Source organism: Streptacidiphilus sp. ASG 303, assembly GCF_020991365.1.
Classification (GTDB): Bacteria; Actinomycetota; Actinomycetes; order Streptomycetales; family Streptomycetaceae; genus Peterkaempfera.
Genome location: NZ_JAJLRA010000034.1, coordinates 1 through 18043 on the forward strand (window position 1 = coordinate 1; position 18043 = coordinate 18043).

The following is an 18043-nucleotide window of genomic DNA, read 5'->3' on the forward strand; positions in this document are numbered from 1 at the left end:
TGCCGGTGATCCCGCCACGGACGACCCCGCCCGTCGGCACCCGGCAGCAGCGGCGCGATCCGCTCCCACGCCGCATCCGTCAACTCACCACGACCCACCACAAGATCAATTATCAGACACGGCCTAGTGCCCCCGCCGCGCGGCCGGGCGCGGTCAGCGTGCCCGCGCCGCGCCGCCCCCAGCCGCCGCCGACGGCGCGGACGCCCTCGCGCGGGGGCGGCGGCCGCGGCCGGACCCCGCCGGACCGCAGGAGCGCGCCGCGGCCGGCGGAGGGCTCCGGCCGCGGCGCCACCGGCCCGGGGCCGCCTCAGGGCAGCAGGGCGAGTTTGCCGACGGTGGTCCTGGCCTCCAGTTCCGTCAGCGCCTCGCGGCCGCCTGCCAGTCCGTACACGGTGGGCCGGACCGGGGCGAGCACGCCGGCCGCGACCAGCTCGGACAGCTCGCCCCTCAGCTCGCCGAAGAGCTGCGGCGCGGCCTGGGCCAGCACGCCGATGTTGAGACCGATGACGTGGACCTGGTGCCCGTACACCAGCTCCCGGTTGGTGACCGGGGCCTCGCCGCCCGCCACGCCGTAGGCGACGACGCGGCCGGTGACCCGCTTGGCCGCGGCCAGGCCGGCGGCGAAGGCGGCGCCGCCGGCCGACTCCAGGACCACGTCGACGCCGGACCCGCCGGTCAGCTCCCTCACCTCGGCGGCGAGGTCGCCGCCGAGGGAGTCCAGGACGTGGTCGGCCCCCAGCGCCAGCACGGTCCCGTGCTTGGCCGGCGAGGCGGTGGCGATGACCGTCGCGCCGTAGTGCTTGGCGATCCTCACCGCGGCCTGGCCGGTCCCGCCCGCCGCGGCGGTGATCAGGACCGTCTGCCCGGAGGTGAGGCCGCCCAGGGTCCTGAGCGCGGCCAGCGCGGTGGGCCAGTTCACGACCAGCCCCAGCGCCTGCTGCTCCGTCCAGCCCGCGGGCACGGGCACGGCCGCGGCGGCGGTCAGGACCATGTACTCGGCGAAGGCGCCGCTCCCGACGCCGACGACGCGGGCCCCCGGTCGCGGGCCGGCCACCCCCTCACCGACCGCGACGACCTCGCCCGCGGCCTCGAAACCCGCCAGGTACGGCGGCCGCGGGCCGTCCCCGAACGTGCCGTACGCCTTCGAGACGTCGGCGAAGTTGACCCCGGCGGCGGCGACGCGGATCAGGACCTCGCCACGGCCGGGGCCCGGCACCGGCGCGTCGGTGACCAGGCGCATGTCCTGCGGGCCGTCGAGGGAGGTCTGCTGCAGCGCGCGCATGGTCGTGGGAATGCTCATCGGCGGTCGTCCCTTTCGTCTCCGGTGTGCACGAGGGGGGCCGGCCCGCCCGTCGTGCGGGCCGTGCCTCCCGCCATGTAGATCCCGGCCGCCGCACAAAGGAATCGGCCGCTCCCGGACCGGACAGGGCCGGCTTCCGCCGGACGCGGGCCCGCCGTCCGGTGGGACCGCACCCGCCGGTGTCCTCGCCGGCCCGCGCCGGCCGGGCGGCCGCCGGGGGCGCCGCCCGCCACCCCTCGCCGAGCAGGTGCCCCCGGGGGCCGGGCCGGCGGCGGTTGCGCGCGGGCGGCTCCTGTCCGTAGAACAGCGCACGACACCACCACGGCAAGGACGGAGCCCCCTCCCGATGGACACCGGACAGACCGGGACGACCACCTGCTACCGGCACCCGAAGCGGGAGTCGTACGTCCGGTGCACCCGCTGCGACCGCTTCATATGCCCCGACTGCATGCGGGAGGCCTCGGTCGGCCACCACTGCCCGGAGTGCGTGCGGGAGGGCAACCGGGGCGTCCGCGAGGCCCGTACGGCGTTCGGCGGCCGCCTCACGGCCGTCCCGGCGGTGACGTCGGCGCTGATCGCGCTCAACCTCCTCGCCTACCTGGTGGAGCTGGCCCGACCCGGCGTCGTCGCGCGGCTGGACGCCCTGGGGACCGGCCTGGTGGGGCCGGACGGCGGGCAGTACGTCGGCACGGGGGCCCCCTACCCGGGGTTCGAGGCCGTGGGGATCGCCCACGGGGAGTGGTACCGGCTGGTCACCTCGGCGTTCCTGCACGCGCTGCCCACCGAGGGCCTGTTCGGGATCACCCACATCCTCTTCAACATGTCCTGGCTGTGGCTCTTCGGCCGGGTGGCGGAGGAGCAGCTGGGCAGGGTGCGCTTCCTCGCCCTCTACCTGCTCTCCGCGGTCGGCGGCTCGGTCGCGGTCTACCTGATCTCCCCGGACCGGCCGACGATCGGCGCCTCGGGCGCCGTCTTCGGCCTCGCGGCGGGCTGGTTCGTCCTCACGCGCCGCCTGCGCCACGACCCGCTCGGGGGCGGCCGGATCCTCGTGTCCTTCCTGGTGTGGATGGCGATCTCGGCGCGGGTCACCTCGTGGCAGGGGCACCTGGGCGGCCTGCTCACCGGCGGCGCGGTGGCCCTGGTCCTCGCGTACGCGCCGAGGGCCCGGCGGGCCGCCGTGCAGGCGGCCGGGTGCGGGCTCGTCCTGCTGGTGCTGGTGGGCCTGGTCGTGCTGAAGACCCGTCAGCTGACCGGCGCGGCGTGAGACGGCGGCGGAACCCGGCGCCGGAACGGCGCCGGGGTCCGCCGGTGCGGGGCCGGGGTCAGCGCACGCCGGTCGCGGCGCGGGCGCGGCGCCGGCGCAGGGCGGTCCGCTCCTCGGGCGTCGTGCCGCCCCAGATCCCGGCGCGCTCGTCGACCTTCACGGCCCACTCCAGGCACGCCTCCTGCACGGGGCAGCCGCGGCAGACGGCCCTGGCCCGCTCCACCTGCACCAGCGCGGGTCCCGCACTGCCGACGGGGAAGAACAGTTCCGGGTCCGCCTCCCGGCACGCGGCGCGGTTCCTCCAGCTCATGTGTCCCACCTCTCCGTCCGTGTCGGTACCGGTGCGCCGCGGGCGGCGGGCCCGCGGCGTCAGAACCCTGCACGGAACGCCTGACCCGGATCCCGCCGTGCACACCCCCGGGGTGCGGACGACTTCGGACCGCACGGTGACGCGGCGTCCGCACGGAACGGTACGCGCCGAGGAGCGGCACGGCCGGAAGCCGCGCATGCGGCAGCCGGGGGGTTCAGGAGGCGCCGTCGAGGGCTGCGGCCACGGCCTGCAGCCGGCCGAGGGCGTGCGCCGCCCCGAGCCCGTCCAGGTAGTCGCGGACGTGGACGAGCAGGCCGCCACGGACGCGGAGCACCAGCACGCCGGGGAAGGCGAAGGGGCGGCCGTCCGGCTCCAGGGTCCCGGCGACGACCTGCTCGACGACGAGCACCTCGGGGTCGGCGCCCTCGTGGACGACGACGTCCCGGATCTCGCGCGGCCGGGCCGGGCTCGCGTCCCAGGCGGCCCGGTAGCCCGCCCGGACCTCCTCGCGCCCCTGGTGGCGCGCGGGCATGCCGGGGAAGGGGAACGGGAACTCGTGGACGGCGTCGGCCGCGTACAGGTCGGCGAGGTCGTCCGCGGACCGGTCGAGGACGGCCCGGTGGTAGCGGGCCAGGACCTCGCGCGGGGCGGAGCGGTCGGACTGCGGCATCGCGGGCTCTCCGTTTCGCGGGTCGCCCCGGGGTGCCCGGGGCGTGGACGGGCGCCCCGGCCGCCGGGCCGGCGGGGCGGGAACGCCCCCGCCCGCCGGCCCGGCGGCGGGGCGGCGCATCCGGCAGGACGACGGGGCGCCCGCGGCGGTTCCCGGTGCCCCCGCCACACTTCCGGCCCCGGCCCGCGGAGGACCGGCGCGTCAGTGGAGGCCGGCGCACCGGCATGCACAGACAGGCACCGGCGGGCACCGGCCGGGGGCGGGCCGGGCGCGGCGGAGGAGCGGAGGATCCGGCGGGCCCGGCCCCGGACGTCCCGGCCGGACCGTGGCCGGACGCACCGGGCGTCGCCTATGCTTCCCCGCATGGTCATGCTCGTCAGCCGCCGCCACGTGGACCTGCTCCGCGTCGCCAGCGCCTCCTGTCGCCGCGGCGCCTGACCCCTCGCCCCGCCCGCACGGGCGTCGCGCCTTCCCCTCCCTCCTCTCCACAGGACCGGTTCTGCCCCCGCGGCACCACCCGCGGCGGCAGCGCGTACGGCCACCGCCGGACCCCGCCGCGTCCCCGGACGACACCCGCTGGATGACCCATGCCCGAGCAGTCGCACCCGTCCGCCCCCGCCGGACCCCCGAAGACCGCCCTCTCCCCCGCCGCGAACCGGCCCGCGGCCGGCCCGTCCGTCGCGGACCTGCCCGTCGTGGACCTGCCCGTCGCGGACCTGCCCGTCGCGGACCTGCCCGTCGTGGACCTCTCCGCGGCGGACCGGGGTCCGCGGGAGCGGGCCCGGTTCCACGACGAGCTGCAGCGCGCAGCCCACGAGGTCGGCTTCTTCCACCTCGTCGGCCACGGCGTCGGCGCCGCCGAGACCGCCGCGCTCACGGACGCGGTCCGGGCGTTCTTCGCCCTCCCCGAGGCCGACCGCCTCGCCGTCTCCAACCTCCGCTCCCCGCACTTCCGCGGCTACACCCGGATCGGCGACGAGCGCACCGGCGGCAGCCGCGACTGGCGCGACCAGCTGGACGTCGGCGCCGAGCGCCCCGCCCGCGTGCCGGGCCCGGGCGAGCCGCCGTACTGGTGGCTGGAGGGCCCCAACCAGTGGCCCGCGGCCCTGCCGGAGCTGCGCGCCGCGGCCCTGGGATGGATCGACCGGCTGAGCACGGTCGCCTCCCGGCTGCTGCACGAGCTGCTGGCCGCGATCGGCGCGCCGCCCGACTTCTACGACCCGGTCTTCGCCGAGCGGCCGCACCTGCACCTGAAGCTGGTCCGCTACCCGGGCCGCGCGCCCGACGGCGCCGACCAGGGGGTGGGCGCCCACAAGGACTACGGCTTCCTCACCCTGCTGCTCCAGGACGAGGTGGGCGGGCTCCAGGTGCAGGGGCCGGACGGCGCCTTCCTGGACGTGCCGCCCCTGCCGGGTGCGTTCGTGGTCAACCTGGGCGAGCTGCTGGAGGTGGCCACGGACGGCTGGCTGCGGGCGACCAACCACCGCGTGGTGAGCCCGCCCGGCGGCCGGGAGCGGTTCTCGGTGCCGTTCTTCTACAACCCGCGCCTGGACGCGCGGATCGAGCCGCTGCCCTTCCCGCACGCCGGCCGCACTCCCGGCGCCACCCGGGACCCGGCGAACCCGCTCTTCGCCGAGTACGGCCTCAACGAGCTCAAGGGCTGGCTCCGCGCCCACCCGCAGGTGGCCGAGCGGCACCACCCGGGCCTGGCGGCGTCCTCCCGGGGCTGAGGCCCCGTCACGGGACCCGGTCCGGAGCCCCGGCCCGGGGAGCCGTACGACCGGCTCCCCGGAGCCTCCGGGCGCCGCGGCGACCGGTGCCGCCCGGAGGCCGCGACCGCAGGCGGGCGGGGGCCCGCGCCTGGGCGCTTCCGGCGGGGCGGGGCGTCGGCGGATGACCGTGCGCGCCGCACCGGCCGACAGGGAGGCCCGTCACCGGAACTCCATGGGGACGGAGCACATGACGCGTTCATGAAAGGTGGATTCCGGGACCATGTCTCCCCCGCGGAGGGCGGTCGCATGATGCCTGACAGCCCGTCGGACGGCCGGGCGGAGGTGTCAGGCCCCCGCCCGGGCAGAGCCCCCTCACCGGACGGCGGGCCCACCCACCCCGCCCCCACCCGGAGCCGTCCATGGCACGTCCCACCACGCCCCGCGCCCCCAGACGACACCCTCTCGGCCGGCACTCTCTCGGCCGGCACCTGCGCCGCTGGACGACCGCCGCCCTCGGCACGCTCGCCCTCGCCGCAGGCATGGTCACCGCCGCACCGCAGGCCTCCGCCGCCGGGCTCACCCAGGTGAGCAGCTTCGGCAGCAACCCCGGCAACCTGGCGATGTACGAGTACGCGCCCGCCAACCTGCCCAGCGGCGCGCCGCTGGTCGTCGCCCTGCACGGCTGCACGCAGAGCGCGCAGGCCTACTACGCGAACTCGGGCTGGGCGCAGTCCGCCGACAAGCTGGGCTTCGCCGTCGTCTTCCCCCAGACCAGCTCCTCCAACAACGCCCTGTCGTGCTTCAGCTGGTTCGACTCCGCCAAGAGCACCCGCGGCAAGGGCGAGGCGGCCTCGGTGAAGTCGATGGTCGACCACGCGGCCCAGCAGTACGGCTCGGACCGCGGCCGCGTCTTCGTCACCGGACTCTCCGCGGGCGGCGGCATGGCGGCCGACCTGCTGGCCGACTACCCGGACGTCTTCGCGGGCGGCTCGATCGCCTCCGGCATCCCGGCCCAGTGCGCCACGACCCAGAGCGCCGCGTCGAGCTGCCAGAACCAGAGCCAGAACCTCACCCCCGCGCAGTGGGGCGACAAGGTCCGCGCCTCCTACCCCGGCTGGACCGGCCCCTGGCCGCGCGTCGCGATCTGGCAGGGCACCTCCGACACCACCGTCTACCCGGTCAACGCCACCGAGCTGCGCGACCAGTGGACGAACGTGTGGGGCATCGGCCAGACCGCCTCCGGTACCCAGAGCCTCACCGGCGGCACCACGCTGAGCACGTACAACGACGGCTCGGGCAAACCGGCCGTCGAGCTCTACTCCATCTCCGGGATGGGCCACGGCCTGGCGGTCGACCCGGGCACCGCCGCCGACCAGTGCGGCGCGACCGGCGCGTACTTCCTCGACACCATCTGCTCCACCTACTACACGGCGAGGTTCTGGGGCCTCGACGGCTCCGGCGGGGGCGGCACCTCCTCCCTGCCGGCCCCGACCGGCCTGTCGGTCACCGGCACCACCGACACGACGGCCTCCCTGGGCTGGAACGCCGTCAGCGGCGCTGCCTCGTACGCCGTCTACCGCAACGGCGCCAAGGTCGGCTCGACGACCTCGACCTCGTACACCGACACCGGCCTGGCCACCGGGACCTCCTACAGCTACACCGTGGCGGCCGTGGACCCCTCCGGCGCCGCCGGGACGGCGTCCGCCGCCGTGAGCGCGACCACGACCGGCTACACCCCCACCTGCTTCACGGCCAGCAACTACGCCCAGACCACGGCCGGCCGCGCCCACCAGAACGGCGGCTACACGTACGCCAACGGGTCCAACCAGGCCATGGGCCTGTGGAACACCTTCACCGTCCACACCCTGGAGCAGACCTCGCCCGGCTACTACGTGATCGCCGACAGCGGCTGCCCCGCGTAGGGGGCGCACCCGTCCGGTGTCCCGCCGCACGCGGTGCGGCGGGACACCGCACGTCCGGGGCGCCGCAGGCCGGTCCGGGACGCGGCGCCGTTCCGGCGGGGGCCCGGCGAGCCGGACCACGGGCGCGCAGGCGCGCGGGCGGTCGGGTGGGGCTGCAACGGCCCGGCCGCCGGTGCGGCGGCCTCGGGTAGGGTCGGCGGCGGAGGCGGCGGGACGCCCGGCGGCACGGGGTTCCGACGGTGCGGGTACGACCCGCCGGGCCGCCGCAGATCCGGGTGCGGCCCCGGGTCCGACGGGCCCCGACCCGTGGGTAACATGTCCGCTCCCTGTCCTGCCGCACGCTTGTGGAGCAGCCATGCCAGCAGACCGCACACCGGTGCCCGTGACGAGGACCGCGCTCAGGACGGCCCTGTGCCTCGCGGGGGCGGCCGGCATCGCCGGCACCGCGTCGCAGGACATCGGCGAGCCGGGCCCGGTCGAGTTCTGGGTGTACTTCACCGTGCAGAGCAACCTGCTGCTGACGGGGTACTTCGCCGTGCTGCTGGTCCGCTCGCTGCGCCGCCCGGACGCCGACCCGGCGTTCCTCCCCGCCGTCAAGGGCGCGGTGACGCTGTACATCCTCATCACCGGCACCGTCTTCAACCTGCTGCTGGCCAACCCGGCCAGCCCCTTCTACACGGTGCAGCGCGAGTCGCACTACACGTGGGACAGCGTGCTGATGCACGTGGTGACGCCGCTCGCGGCCCTGCTGGACTGGCTGCTCTTCGGACCGCGGGGCGCGCTGCGGTGGCGGCACGCGCTGGTGTGGCTGGCGTACCCGCTGGCCTACCTGGCGTTCGCCCTGGTCCGCGGTGCGGTGGTCACGACGGGGATGCGCTACCCGTACCCGTTCGTGGACGTGGCGAAGGCCGGGTACGCGATGGTGTCCGTCAACTGCACGGTGCTGGCGGTCGCCTTCTACCTGCTGGGCACCGGCCTGGTCGCGGCCGACCGCGCGCTGACCCGGCGGGGGTCCGGCGCGGTGGCGGCGGCGTCCGTCCCCGGACCCGCCGGGGAGCCGGCGGAGCCGGAGACGGCCCCGGTCCCCGGGGCTCCGCTCTAGGCCCGGGGCGGCGCGGACGGCCGGTCCGGTGACGGGCCGTCCGCCGCCCGCACGCCGGGCCGCACCCGGGACCCGGCCCCGGGGCGGCCGGGGGGCGCCGTCCGGGCGCGCCCGTCCGGCTCCCGGCCCGCGAGGACGGGCGGACCCCCCGGGGCGGGCACGGGGGCGTGGACAGGACCGGGGAGGAGCGGGGGCGGGCCGGGCGGCCGGAGCGCCCGGAGCCGTCGCGCACAGGCGCCCCGCTGCACGGCGGCGAGTCCCGCGACCACCGCCCCCAGGACGAGCCAGCCCCCGGGGCCGGCGGCCATCACCACGCCGGTCAGCAGGGGCGGTCCGGCGGACTTCTGGACGGACTGGGACATCCCGGCCACCCCCAGGTAGGCGGCCCGGGCGTCCCGGGGTGCGAGCAGGACCGCCAGCTCCCACGAGCTCACCGAGCGCATCAGCTCCGCCAGGGTGACCAGCAGGGCCGCGGCGAGCATGAGGGCGGCCGCCGTCCAGGTCCCGCCGTGGGCGGCGGCCGCCACGACCGTGCAGCACGCACACGTCAGCACCCCGTACAGCGCGACCGCCCGTACCGCGCGGTGCGGCCCCTCGGCCCTGGCCGAGACGCCCATCTGCAGCGCCACGACCATCACGGTGTTGACGACCAGGAAGACCGGCACGAGGGCGTGCGGCGCCGGGGTGCGGTCCACCAGCCACAGCGGGAGTCCGACGCCGAGGATGGAGTCGTCGATGGTCATCGGGACGTCCAGCAGCACGAACAGGAGGTAGCCGGGGTCGCGCCACGGGCCGGCACGGCGGGAGGGCGGGCGGTCCCCGGGCTCCCCGCCGCCGCACCGCACGGCCCCGGCGTCGCCGTCCCGCGGTTCCCGGGTGCGCCGCACCAGCGCCGCCGCGGCGGCGAACGACAGCGCGTCGCCCAGCAGCAGGGCACTGTAGGCGCCGCGGGTGCCCACGGCCAGGCCGGCGGCCGCGATCGCGGCACCGAGGGCGTAGCCCGCGTTGGCCGCGCTGCGTGACAGCGCCTGGTAGGACGCCCGCCGCTCGCCCGCCGTCCGGACGGCGAACAGCATCTCCGACGTCTTGGCCGCCCGGTCGCACAGGGAGGTGACGGCGACGAGGGGGAGCAGCGCGCCGAAGCCGGTGCACGCCGGCAGCAGGCAGAGGGCCGACAGGCGGAGCAGGTGGCAGCCGATCAGCAGCGAACGTACGGGGAAGCGGCCGGCCAGCCGTCCGGCCAGGGGGGAGCCGGCGATGCCCGCCACCCCGGCCACGCCCAGCAGCAGGCCGACCTGCCGGGCGCTCAGGTGCACCACAAAGGTGAAGTAGAGGACGGAGGAGGAGGCCCACAGCCCGGTGCCGGTGCGGTCCAGGGCCAGGGCGAGCAGCATGGTCCGCGCGTCGCGGCCGCCCGGTGGACGGCGCAGCTGCGCCCACAGGCCTCGCCCGCGCCGCAGGGTCCTCCGCCCGTCTGCGCCCTGCCGCATCGGCTGCCCCCGAATGTATCTCGACGTCAAGATATCAGGGGAAGCCTGCCCGGATTTCGTCTCGATGTCAAGATACTTGACATCGACCTACCTGTCGCACCGCCGACCGGGACCCGCCGACGGGACCGCGCAGGCCGGGCCCCCACCCCTGCTCACGGACGGCACGGACGGCGCCCTGACGGACCGCCGCACGGCGGCGCGACGCGGAGGCACCGGACGGACAAGCCACATGGAAACGCCGTGACCGGCCGCCACGGGGGCGGCCGGTCACGGCGGACGGACCTGCGGCACGGCGCTCACCGCGCCGGGGGCGCCGGGAGCACACGGAGGACCGGGCGCGCCGGGCCGGGGTCCCGGCCCGGCGGCGCCGGGGTCGCGAGGGTCAGGAGCGGCGGCCGGAGCGGCGGCGGGTGAGGACCAGGGCGGCGCCGCCGACCAGGACGACGGCCGCACCGCCGGCCGCGAGGCCGAGGGTGTCGCCGGCGCCGGTCTCGGCCAAGCCGGGGCCGGTGCTGCTCGGGGAGGGGGCGGCGGAGGTGGGGGGCGCCGGGGAGACCGTGGGGTTGGTGGTCGGCAGGCCGCCGCCCTGGGAGGAGCTGGGCTGCGGGGACGACGGGGTCGCGGAGGGCGACGGCGAGTCGGAGGCCGGCGGGGCGCTGGACTCCGGGGCGCTGGGCTGCGGGGACGACACGCTCGCGGAGGGCGACGGCGAGTCGGAGGCCGGCGGGGTGGACTCCGGGGCGGAGGAGTTCGGCGGCGGGGTGGTCTCGGTGCAGCCCTTGGTTCCGCCGTTCCACGCGGCGATGAGGTCGTAGGGGGTGACGACCCCGCCCGGCTGGTACGGCAGGGGGCCGTGGCCGGGGGCGGTGCCGCCGTCGTAGACGGTGTCGTTGCCGTAGAGGTCGATCTGGCCGTAGCAGGTGCTGTCGAAGGACGCCTGGACCGTCAGCTTGTCGCCGTCGCCGCTCCCGTCCTCGGCCGCCACGTCGTCGGCGGTCAGGTAGACGGTGTCCGAGCCGAGGTAGGCCTGGCGGCCGGAGTTGCCCCAGTTGGGGCCCTCGGTGCTGTAGAGGGAGAGGGAGACCGGGTACCGGCAGCCCTCGCCGATCTGCTGCCCGGCGGCGAGCCGCACCTGGACGGCGGTGGGGGCGTCCTTCCAGCCGTGGAAGCCTCCCGCCGAGGTCCAGCCCTCGACGGGGCTCCCCTGGCCGTCGAGCGCGCGGTACTCGACCTTGGCCGACCCGCACTCGGGGGTGGAGGCGGCGGCCGGGGCCGCCCCGGACGCCGCACCCGCGAAGGAGGCCAGGACGGTGAGGGCGGATGCGGCCGCGAAGCGGGCGTGCCGACGAGAGGACAAGGGGACTCCCGGACTGGGTCGTGACGGGTGGGGCCCTACCTCCAGACGTGCACACGACAGATAGACGTGGCCATCCCGCCCCTGCGAAGGAGTGGAGGAGCATACGTGAAGGTGGGCGACCAGATTCTTGCGATCTATGACCGCATCCGTCAACCTTCGTCCGCACAAAGGCTTTTGGACCTCCGGCCGGAGTCCGGGACACGGAAGCCTCCGGAGAGAGGAACGCGGGCAGGGCGCGCATGGTTCACCCTGCCCGCCCGCCTTGCCCGCCCGCCCCGCACGCCCTGCCCGTCCGTCCGTCCGTCCGTCCGCCCACGGCAGCACGGCACCGGACCGGCCGGGGCGGGCCGGTCCGCCGTGCACACCGCCCCTGCGCGGAGCCGGCGCCGGCGCACGGGGCCCCGCCCCCTCCCGTCGGCCCGCGGGTCAGCCCGCGGGCCGGTCCCGCCGGGGCGCCCGGGCCGGGGGCGGCTCAGGCGCCGCCGCGGAACTGCGCCTTCAGGTAGGTGTCGAAGACGCGCGCACCGAGGAGCCGCCGGGTGTGGACGAGCGCCTTGGCGGCGGGGGTGACGACGTACCGGATCCGCGGGCGGGGGTGGGTGGCCGCGTGGTCGATGACCCGGGCGACCGCCTCGGGCGGCGCGGAGAGCGCGGTGGAGCGGTAGGACTCCGCCATCTGCCGGTCGACGGCGGCGGTGAGGGCGGCGTACGGGCCGTCCTTCGCGGAGGAGCCCGCCAGGGTGTGGGCGGCGGTGTCGCCGAAGGAGGTGCGGATGAGACCGGGCTCGACCAGGCTGACCCGGATGCCGAAGGGGGCGACCTCGAAGCGCAGGGCGTCGGTGAGCGCCTCCACCGCGTACTTGCTGGCGTGGTAGTAGCCGCCGCCGGGGAAGACGATCCGGCCGCCCATGGAGCCCACGTTGACGATCCGCCCCGCCCCGGCGGCGCGCATGCCGGGCAGGACGAGCTGGGTCATGCGGGCGAGGCCGAAGACGTTCGTCTCGAACTGGCGGCGCACGCCGTCCAGCCCGGTCTCCTCGACGGTCCCGTACTCGCCGTAACCGGCGTTGTTGACGAGGACCCCGACGGCGCCGTGCTCGGCCTCGACGGCGGCGACGGCGGCGCGCATCGACTCCTCGTCGGTGACGTCGAGGGCGAGGGTGCGGGCGCCGGCGTCGGCGAGGTCGGCGACGGCCTCGGTGCGGCGGGCCGTCGCGTAGACGGTGAGGTCGGGGCGGCGGGCGAGCCGGAGGGCGGCGGCCCGGCCGATGCCCGAGGACGTTCCGGTGATCAGTACGGCGGTGGTCACGGTCGCTCCAGGGTCGGGGTCGCGAGGTCGGGGTCCCGGGGTCGGGAAGGGCGGGAGGGGGCGGGTCCGGACAGGTCCGGGGCGGGCGGGGAGGCGCCGGGAGGTGCGGTGCGGCCGCAGGCAGGGTCAGGCCGGGCCGGGGCCGCCGACGGCCTCCGCGGGCAGGCCCAGGCCGGCGACGAGCAGGGCCACGCCGCGGCGCAGCAGCCGGACGGGGGCGCCGGGGTCGGAGAGGTCGCCCTCGACGCCGCGGGCGAAGGCCAGGAGGAGTCCGGCGAACTCCTCCGCCTCCCCCCTCGGCAGCGCGGTGCCCGCGGTGTCCGCGAGGAGGCCGCGCATGGCGGTGTCGTAGGAGGCGATCAGGTCGGCGGAGAGGCGGGAGTCGACGCCGAGCAGTTCGGCGGCGTGCGCGGGGCTGTCCTGCCACAGGCCCTGCACCAGGGCGAGCTTGGCCTCCAGGGCTGCGCCGAGGCGGTCGGCGAGGCCTCCGGGGGCCTGTGCGGCGGAGCGGGCGTCGGCCAGCGAGCGGTCCAGGAGCCGCGAGGCGAGCCGCCGGAAGGCGTCCTCCTTGTTGCGGACGTGCTGGTAGACGGCGGGACGGGACATGCCGGCCTGCCGGGCGATGTCGTCCATGGTGGTGCGCCGGACGCCGTGTCGGGTGAAGCAGGCGTAGGCGGCGTCCAGGACGAGTTCGGCCTTCTCACTGTCGGACATGCTGACAATCCTTGCATGAAATGTCAGCATGTCAAGCGACGAGACGCGGGACGCCCCGCCCTACGGGAGGCCGCCGGCGCCGCGCGCGGCGGCGTGGTGGAGCCTGCGGTAGGCGGCCGGCGGCATCCCGCACGCCTCGGTGAAGCACGAGTAGAAGCGGCTCTGCGAGCCGAACCCGGCTGCCTCCCCGACCTCGGCCACCGGCATGGCCGTGGTGACGAGGAGCCGCTGCGCCTCGGCGACCCGGCACTGCGTCACGTACGCGGTGAGGGTGGTGCCCACGACCTCCCGGAAGAGCCCCATCGCGTAGTGCGGGTGCAGCGGGACCGCCGCGGCGATCCGCTCGGCCGTCAGGGGCTCGCGGAAGTGCAGGGCGACGAACCGGGCCATCCGGGCTGCGCGTTCGACCGCTCCGTCCGCCCCCATCCCCGTTCCTGCTCCCGCCCCTGCCCCGCCGGCGTCCTCCGGCCCGCCGCCGCGTCCGGCCCCGTCCTCCGCCCCTCCCCCGTCGCGGCGGCCGGCGGACGCCGCCGCGACGAGCCGGCGCAGCCGCGCCTCGATCTCCAGCAGGGTGATACGGCGCAGCTCCCCGTCCCCGTCGGCCAGGTCGGCGGACCACTGGCGGAACAGGGCGGCGTCCGCCTCCTGCCGGTCCGCGGCCCCCGCCACCAGCGGCTGCCCCCGCAGCAGGGCCTGCACGGCGTGGTCGGGCAGGCCCCAGCGCAGGAAGACGGCCAGCGGGACGGTCAGCCACCGCACCGGGGTGCCGGGGTCGGCGCCGACGAGCTGGTGCGGCACGGCGGCCCAGAACGCCGCCATCGCACCGCGCTCCAGGACCACCCGGCGGCCGCCGAAGAGGTAGACCAGCTCGCTCCCGGCGGCCAGGTTGACCTCGATGTCGTCGTGCCGGTGGGCGTGGTCCATGAGGGAGGCCGGCCCCTGCCAGCAGGCGAGGCCGAAGACGTCGTCACGGGGGTCCGCGGAGAGGCGCATGTGAGGATCCGGGAAGGTCGCAGGAGGAAGGAGGAGGAAACCACAGGTCGGAGCGGGTTGAGTGGAGGACGCCAGAAGCTTTGCACCCGGATCCACCGATGTCGACCAGGAGAAGCCATGACCGGCACCACCACCCCCGCCCCCGCCGGCGCGGCGGCCGCAACCCCGACCAGCCCCTTCCACCTCTCCGACGAGGAGGTCCGCTTCTTCGACGAGAACGGCTACCTCGTCCTGCGCGACCGCATCCCCCGCGACCTGGTGCAGCGCCTCGCGGAGGCCTCCGAGCGCTGGATGGCGGACGGCCGCCGGGCGGAGGCCGAGGGCCGGAACACCGGCGACCACCACTTCGCCGACCGCCCGAGCGGCCGCGTGCTGTTCCGGGTCGACTACCTGCACGGCAAGGGCGAGCCGGTCTCCCTGGAGCTGCTCGGCTGCCCGGAGGTCCTCGGGATCGCGGAGAGCCTGGCCGGTCCGAACCTCGTCCCCACCTACGAGTCCCTGGTGCTCAAGGACGAGGGCGACGGCGCGGCCGTCCCCTGGCACCAGGACGCCGTGCACCCCCGCACGCACCGCATCTTCAACATCGACGTCTACCTCGACTCCTCGCTGGCGGGCGGCGGCGCGCTGCGCGTGGTGCCGGGCTCCCACCGCCGGCGGGCCGACGTGTGCGCACTCACCGACGAGCACGGCTGGGACGTCCCCGGCACGGTCGTGGTGGAGATGGAGCCGGGCGACGTCCTCGTCCACGACGTGATGGTGGTGCACGGCTCGGAGCCGGTCCTCGGCAACCGGCTGCGCCGCACCGTCTACTACGAGTTCCGGGCCGCCGAGCAGATCCTCGCCGAGGGCCCCTGGGACCGGGAGTGGGTCGACGCCCGCCTGCGGCTGCTGCCCCTCGCCCTGGACCGGTGGGCGGCCGTCCACCCGGACGGCCCCCGCTTCCCCTGGGCCGTCGACGACGCCCTGCGCCCGGAGCCGCGGGGCGACGCCGCGGCCGAGCTGCGGATCGTGCACGGCGTCCACACACCCGGCTCGTACTGCAGCGCCGGCGACGTCCCCGGCGGCGCAGCGGACGAGTGAGCCCGCACCGCGCGGGCGCGCGGGCGTGCGGCGGCCCCGGCCGCCGCACGTCCGGGCGGGAGCCGCGGGCACGGGGCCGGACGGGAGCCGCGGGCGGGGGCGGCCACGCCGCCCGCGCGCGCCGGGTACGGCGGACGTACGGTGGAAGGCGGAACCACCGGGAGGCGTCATGACCGACCTGCAGAACGCCGCGCACCGCACCCCGCCGGCCCTGATACCGCCGACCGAGACCCCCGAGTGCGAGAGCAGCACGACGGCCGGGATCTCGACACCGGAGTCGCCGGCCCTGCACAACGCGTGGAGCGGCCGCTGGCCGCTCGTCATCATCGGCCTCCTCGTGATCGTGGTGATCGGCTTCTTCGCGGCACGCATCGCCGCGTTCTGACCCCGGCCGCACCCGGGCCCGGCCACCGGCGCCGGACGGCACACCCGTGCGGGTGTGCCCTCCGGCGCCGCCCTGCTGTCCGGCCGCGTTCCCGCAGGCAGCGTTCCCGCCGGCCGCGTCCCCGCCGGGCCGGGGGCCAGGCCGGGAGACCGGGCGGACGCTCGGGAGCCGACCCCGCCCGCCCCGACCCCGCCCGCCCCGGACCGCGGCGCCCCCTCCCGGGCGTCTCCGCCGCAGGTCCCCCGGACGGTCCACGGGACGACCGCCATCCGGCCCTGTCCGGGGTGCGGCGCGGCCGGAGCCCTGCCGAGACTGACCGCATGGCAGAGCAGAGCCGACCGCGCCCCCGTCCCGCGGCGAAGAGCACGGAGAAGACGGCGGACAGGGCCGCGGGCAGGACCGCTGCACGACCGGCCCGCCGTCCGGGCGTCGGCCCTGCGGAGGCGGCCCGCAACGCGTGCGACGCCCTGGAGGAGCTCATCCGCCACCGCGTCGAGGGCGTCTCCGGCGTCGAGCGCACCGAGTACGGCTGGTGCGTCTCCGTCGACATGCTGGAACTCCCCCGCATCCCGGACACGACCAGCCTGCTGGCGACCTACGAGGTGCAGCTGGACCGCGACGGGGAGCTCGTCGGGTACCGCAGGGTCCACCGGTACCGCAGGGGTGCAGCCGACTCGTGACCGCCTCCACGCCGCCGGGACCGCACCGGACCCGGTCCGGGCCCGCCCCCGCGTGAACGACCTGAGAGGACGCCCCACCCATGAGCACCACCTACACCGACGAGGTCGTGTGCGTCCCCCGCACGGGCACGCTGTACGACACGCTGGAACTCATCCTCGACCGCGGCATGGTCATCGACGTGTTCGTGCGGGTGTCCCTCGTGGGCATCGAGATCCTGAAGATAGACGTCCGCATCGTCGTGGCGAGCGTCGACACCTACCTGCGGTTCGCCGAGGCGTGCAACCGCCTCGACCTGGAGCACGACACCCGGAGCGCGACCGTCCCCGAGCTGTTCAGCGGACAGGCGGCCAAGAAGATCGGCAAGCGCAAGGTGAAGAAGGCCGTCTCGTCCGTGGGCGACACGGTGCGGAAGGCCTTCTCCGGCGGGGACGGGGACGAGGACGAGCTCGAACCCGAGCCGGACGACCGCCCGCGCCGCCGCACCTCCTCCTCGTCCTCCTCCGACCGTCCCCGCAAGCGCACCGCGGCGGCCGCCCGGTGAGCGGCCACGGGGTCTACGTCTACGCGATCGTCCGGGCCGGCCGGGGCGGCCCGGGGCGGAGGTCGGCCGCGGAGGGCGGGCCGGGCGCGGGGAGGCGGTCCGGCGCGGCGGGGAGGTCCGGCGGCCGTCCGCTGCCGGACGGGGTCCGGATGCTGCGGGAGGGGCCTCTGGCGGCGGTCGTCGCCGACGCCCCCGAACGGGTCCGCCCCCGGCGCCGCGACCTGATGACGCATCAGGAGCTGCTGCTGGCGCTGGCGGAGGAGGGCGCCGTCCTGCCCATGCGCTTCGGCATGGTCGCGCGCGACGAGAACGTGGTGCGCGACCAGCTCGCCACCGGGCGCGAAGCCCACCTGGCGGCGCTGGACCGGCTGGACGGACGGGTCGAGATGAACCTCAAGGCGCTCCCCGCCTCCGACGCCCTCGCGGCGCTGGTCACCGAGGAGCCGAAGGTGCGCAGGCTCCGGGAGGAGGCGCGCCGCCGCCCGGGCTACGAGGCGAACCTCCGGCTGGGCGAGGCGGTGTCCGAGGCCCTGGCGCGCCGGGCGGCGGAGGCCGCGGACCGGGCGGTGCGCGAGCTGGCGGCGCTGGCCGAGGCGGCGGTCCCGGGGCCCGATGTCGCCGGGTGCGTCCGCAACGTCTCGTTCCTGGTGCGGCGGGAGGCGGCGGCCGGCTTCCTGTCGGCGGCGGACCGGCTGGCCGCGGCGTACCGCGACCGGGCCGAACTGAGGGCGGTCGGGCCGCTGCCCTGCTACAGCTTCGCGGCGCACGAGCCGTCGTCGGCAGCCGGGGCGGCGGTCTGACGGCGGCCCCGGACCGGTGGTCCGGCCGCGGCCGTTTGGCAGGAACGGAGCGGCAGCGGCGGTCCGGCAGCGCCGGTCCGGCAGGGGTGCGGCGTGTGGAGGACGACAGGAGGAGGACCGCGTGAGGAGGACGGTGTGGGACTGCTGACCGGGATCCTCTGCCTGCCGCTCGCCCCCGTCCGCGGTGTGGTCTGGGTGGCCGACCGGGCCGTGGAGGCCGCCGCGTGCGAGGTCCGCGACCCGACGGTGCTGCGGGCTCGGCTCGCCGCGCTGAACCAGGCACTGGAGGACGGGGAGATCGGCATGGAGGAGTTCGAGAAGGAGGAGGACCGCCTCCTCGACCTGCTGGAGGGGCGGCAGCCCGGCATGGTCCGGCCGCCCGGGGCGGTGGGGCGGTGAACGGCGGCCGGGGC

Annotated in this window: 20 protein-coding genes; 11 read left to right on the forward strand and 9 right to left on the reverse strand. The window is 76.7% G+C overall.

Annotated elements, in window-relative coordinates:
• Together LO771_RS31510 and LO771_RS26890 are read right to left on the reverse strand one after the other, a co-directional pair.
• A partial coding sequence (locus LO771_RS31510) for a transposase (protein WP_374228235.1) occupies positions 1 to 101 on the reverse strand: 101 nt, incomplete at its 3' end.
• A gap of 206 nt (positions 102 to 307) precedes the next feature.
• Positions 308 to 1300: a zinc-binding dehydrogenase gene (locus LO771_RS26890; RefSeq protein WP_230747307.1), complete on the reverse strand. Its 993-nt coding sequence runs from the start codon at positions 1298 to 1300 to the stop codon at positions 308 to 310.
• A gap of 346 nt (positions 1301 to 1646) precedes the next feature.
• On the opposite strand from LO771_RS26890, the gene LO771_RS26895 reads away from it, so the two are divergent.
• Complete coding sequence (locus LO771_RS26895) at positions 1647 to 2564, forward strand: rhomboid family intramembrane serine protease (RefSeq protein WP_230747308.1); 918 nt, start codon at positions 1647 to 1649, stop codon at positions 2562 to 2564.
• A 58-nt stretch (positions 2565 to 2622) separates the two neighbouring features.
• Here the strand turns inward: LO771_RS26895 and LO771_RS26900 are convergent, their stop codons facing one another.
• Together LO771_RS26900 and LO771_RS26905 are read right to left on the reverse strand one after the other, a co-directional pair.
• Positions 2623 to 2874: a WhiB family transcriptional regulator gene (locus tag LO771_RS26900; protein WP_230747310.1), complete on the reverse strand. Its 252-nt coding sequence runs from the start codon at positions 2872 to 2874 to the stop codon at positions 2623 to 2625.
• Positions 2875 to 3088: 214 nt separating this feature from the next.
• A complete protein-coding gene (locus LO771_RS26905) occupies positions 3089 to 3544 on the reverse strand; it encodes a nuclear transport factor 2 family protein (RefSeq protein ID WP_230747311.1) in 456 nt (151 codons plus the stop codon).
• Positions 3545 to 3907: 363 nt separating this feature from the next.
• On the opposite strand from LO771_RS26905, the gene LO771_RS31750 reads away from it, so the two are divergent.
• The 4 genes from LO771_RS31750 (at position 3908) to LO771_RS26920 (ending at position 8280) form a co-directional block, all read left to right on the forward strand.
• Positions 3908 to 3982 (forward strand): putative leader peptide, encoded by a 75-nt coding sequence (locus tag LO771_RS31750; protein WP_374228261.1) that lies wholly within the window; start codon positions 3908 to 3910, stop codon positions 3980 to 3982.
• A 149-nt stretch (positions 3983 to 4131) separates the two neighbouring features.
• Complete coding sequence (locus LO771_RS26910) at positions 4132 to 5274, forward strand: isopenicillin N synthase family oxygenase (protein ID WP_230747312.1); 1143 nt, start codon at positions 4132 to 4134, stop codon at positions 5272 to 5274.
• A gap of 521 nt (positions 5275 to 5795) precedes the next feature.
• A complete protein-coding gene (locus LO771_RS26915) occupies positions 5796 to 7178 on the forward strand; it encodes a PHB depolymerase family esterase (RefSeq protein WP_230747384.1) in 1383 nt (460 codons plus the stop codon).
• A gap of 355 nt (positions 7179 to 7533) precedes the next feature.
• Positions 7534 to 8280 (forward strand): Pr6Pr family membrane protein, encoded by a 747-nt coding sequence (locus LO771_RS26920; RefSeq protein ID WP_230747314.1) that lies wholly within the window; start codon positions 7534 to 7536, stop codon positions 8278 to 8280.
• Here the strand turns inward: LO771_RS26920 and LO771_RS26925 are convergent.
• The 5 genes from LO771_RS26925 to LO771_RS26945 all read right to left on the reverse strand — a co-directional run bounded on the left by LO771_RS26925 (position 8277) and on the right by LO771_RS26945 (position 14143).
• Positions 8277 to 9770: an MFS transporter gene (locus tag LO771_RS26925; RefSeq protein WP_230747315.1), complete on the reverse strand. Its 1494-nt coding sequence runs from the start codon at positions 9768 to 9770 to the stop codon at positions 8277 to 8279. The two genes, LO771_RS26920 and LO771_RS26925, sit on opposite strands and share 4 nt — an antisense overlap.
• Positions 9771 to 10152: 382 nt before the next feature.
• Positions 10153 to 11127, reverse strand: coding sequence for an LPXTG cell wall anchor domain-containing protein (locus LO771_RS26930; RefSeq protein WP_230747316.1), 975 nt, complete (start codon positions 11125 to 11127; stop codon positions 10153 to 10155).
• Between the two features lie 472 nt (positions 11128 to 11599).
• A complete protein-coding gene (locus tag LO771_RS26935) occupies positions 11600 to 12436 on the reverse strand; it encodes an oxidoreductase (RefSeq protein ID WP_230747319.1) in 837 nt (278 codons plus the stop codon).
• Between the two features lie 126 nt (positions 12437 to 12562).
• Positions 12563 to 13150 carry a TetR/AcrR family transcriptional regulator gene (locus LO771_RS26940; RefSeq protein WP_230747321.1) on the reverse strand — a complete coding sequence of 196 codons (588 nt, stop codon included), beginning with the start codon at positions 13148 to 13150 and terminating at the stop codon, positions 12563 to 12565.
• A gap of 60 nt (positions 13151 to 13210) precedes the next feature.
• Positions 13211 to 14143, reverse strand: coding sequence for a helix-turn-helix domain-containing protein (locus LO771_RS26945; protein ID WP_230747322.1), 933 nt, complete (start codon positions 14141 to 14143; stop codon positions 13211 to 13213).
• 117 nt (positions 14144 to 14260) lie between these two features.
• Between LO771_RS26945 and LO771_RS26950 the strand changes: the two genes are divergently transcribed.
• From LO771_RS26950 to LO771_RS26975, 6 genes are all read left to right on the forward strand, one after another.
• Positions 14261 to 15223: a phytanoyl-CoA dioxygenase family protein gene (locus LO771_RS26950; protein WP_230747324.1), complete on the forward strand. Its 963-nt coding sequence runs from the start codon at positions 14261 to 14263 to the stop codon at positions 15221 to 15223.
• 169 nt (positions 15224 to 15392) lie between these two features.
• Positions 15393 to 15608 carry a DUF6480 family protein gene (locus LO771_RS26955; protein WP_230747326.1) on the forward strand — a complete coding sequence of 72 codons (216 nt, stop codon included), beginning with the start codon at positions 15393 to 15395 and terminating at the stop codon, positions 15606 to 15608.
• A gap of 320 nt (positions 15609 to 15928) precedes the next feature.
• Entirely contained in the window at positions 15929 to 16288 is a 360-nt protein-coding gene (locus LO771_RS26960) for a gas vesicle protein (RefSeq protein WP_230747328.1), read from the forward strand.
• A gap of 80 nt (positions 16289 to 16368) precedes the next feature.
• The gene (gvpJ, locus tag LO771_RS26965) at positions 16369 to 16830 is read left to right on the forward strand and encodes a gas vesicle protein GvpJ (RefSeq protein WP_230747329.1); all 462 of its coding nucleotides are present in this window, start codon (positions 16369 to 16371) and stop codon (positions 16828 to 16830) included.
• On the forward strand, positions 16827 to 17630 hold the full coding sequence (locus tag LO771_RS26970) for a GvpL/GvpF family gas vesicle protein (protein WP_230747331.1): 804 nt from the start codon (positions 16827 to 16829) through the stop codon (positions 17628 to 17630). Before gvpJ ends, LO771_RS26970 begins: the two co-directional genes overlap by 4 nt.
• Before the next feature lie 135 nt (positions 17631 to 17765).
• Complete coding sequence (locus LO771_RS26975; RefSeq protein WP_230747332.1) at positions 17766 to 18029, forward strand: gas vesicle protein GvpG; 264 nt, start codon at positions 17766 to 17768, stop codon at positions 18027 to 18029.
• The last annotated feature ends 14 nt before the right edge of the window (positions 18030 to 18043 follow it).

Excerpts from the sequence above, each read along its gene's own strand:
- LO771_RS26890 (WP_230747307.1), bottom strand. The coding sequence starts at position 1,300 with ATGAGCATTCCCACGACCATGCGCGCGCTGCAGCAGACCTCCCTCGAC.
- LO771_RS26895 (WP_230747308.1), top strand. The coding sequence starts at position 1,647 with ATGGACACCGGACAGACCGGGACGACCACCTGCTACCGGCACCCGAAG.
- LO771_RS26900 (WP_230747310.1), bottom strand. The coding sequence starts at position 2,874 with ATGAGCTGGAGGAACCGCGCCGCGTGCCGGGAGGCGGACCCGGAACTG.
- LO771_RS26905 (WP_230747311.1), bottom strand. The coding sequence starts at position 3,544 with ATGCCGCAGTCCGACCGCTCCGCCCCGCGCGAGGTCCTGGCCCGCTAC.
- LO771_RS26910 (WP_230747312.1), top strand. The coding sequence starts at position 4,132 with ATGCCCGAGCAGTCGCACCCGTCCGCCCCCGCCGGACCCCCGAAGACC.
- LO771_RS26915 (WP_230747384.1), top strand. The coding sequence starts at position 5,796 with ATGGTCACCGCCGCACCGCAGGCCTCCGCCGCCGGGCTCACCCAGGTG.
- LO771_RS26920 (WP_230747314.1), top strand. The coding sequence starts at position 7,534 with ATGCCAGCAGACCGCACACCGGTGCCCGTGACGAGGACCGCGCTCAGG.
- LO771_RS26925 (WP_230747315.1), bottom strand. The coding sequence starts at position 9,770 with ATGCGGCAGGGCGCAGACGGGCGGAGGACCCTGCGGCGCGGGCGAGGC.
- LO771_RS26940 (WP_230747321.1), bottom strand. The coding sequence starts at position 13,150 with ATGTCCGACAGTGAGAAGGCCGAACTCGTCCTGGACGCCGCCTACGCC.
- LO771_RS26945 (WP_230747322.1), bottom strand. The coding sequence starts at position 14,143 with ATGCGCCTCTCCGCGGACCCCCGTGACGACGTCTTCGGCCTCGCCTGC.
- LO771_RS26950 (WP_230747324.1), top strand. The coding sequence starts at position 14,261 with ATGACCGGCACCACCACCCCCGCCCCCGCCGGCGCGGCGGCCGCAACC.
- LO771_RS26955 (WP_230747326.1), top strand. The coding sequence starts at position 15,393 with ATGACCGACCTGCAGAACGCCGCGCACCGCACCCCGCCGGCCCTGATA.
- LO771_RS26960 (WP_230747328.1), top strand. The coding sequence starts at position 15,929 with ATGGCAGAGCAGAGCCGACCGCGCCCCCGTCCCGCGGCGAAGAGCACG.
- gvpJ (WP_230747329.1), top strand. The coding sequence starts at position 16,369 with ATGAGCACCACCTACACCGACGAGGTCGTGTGCGTCCCCCGCACGGGC.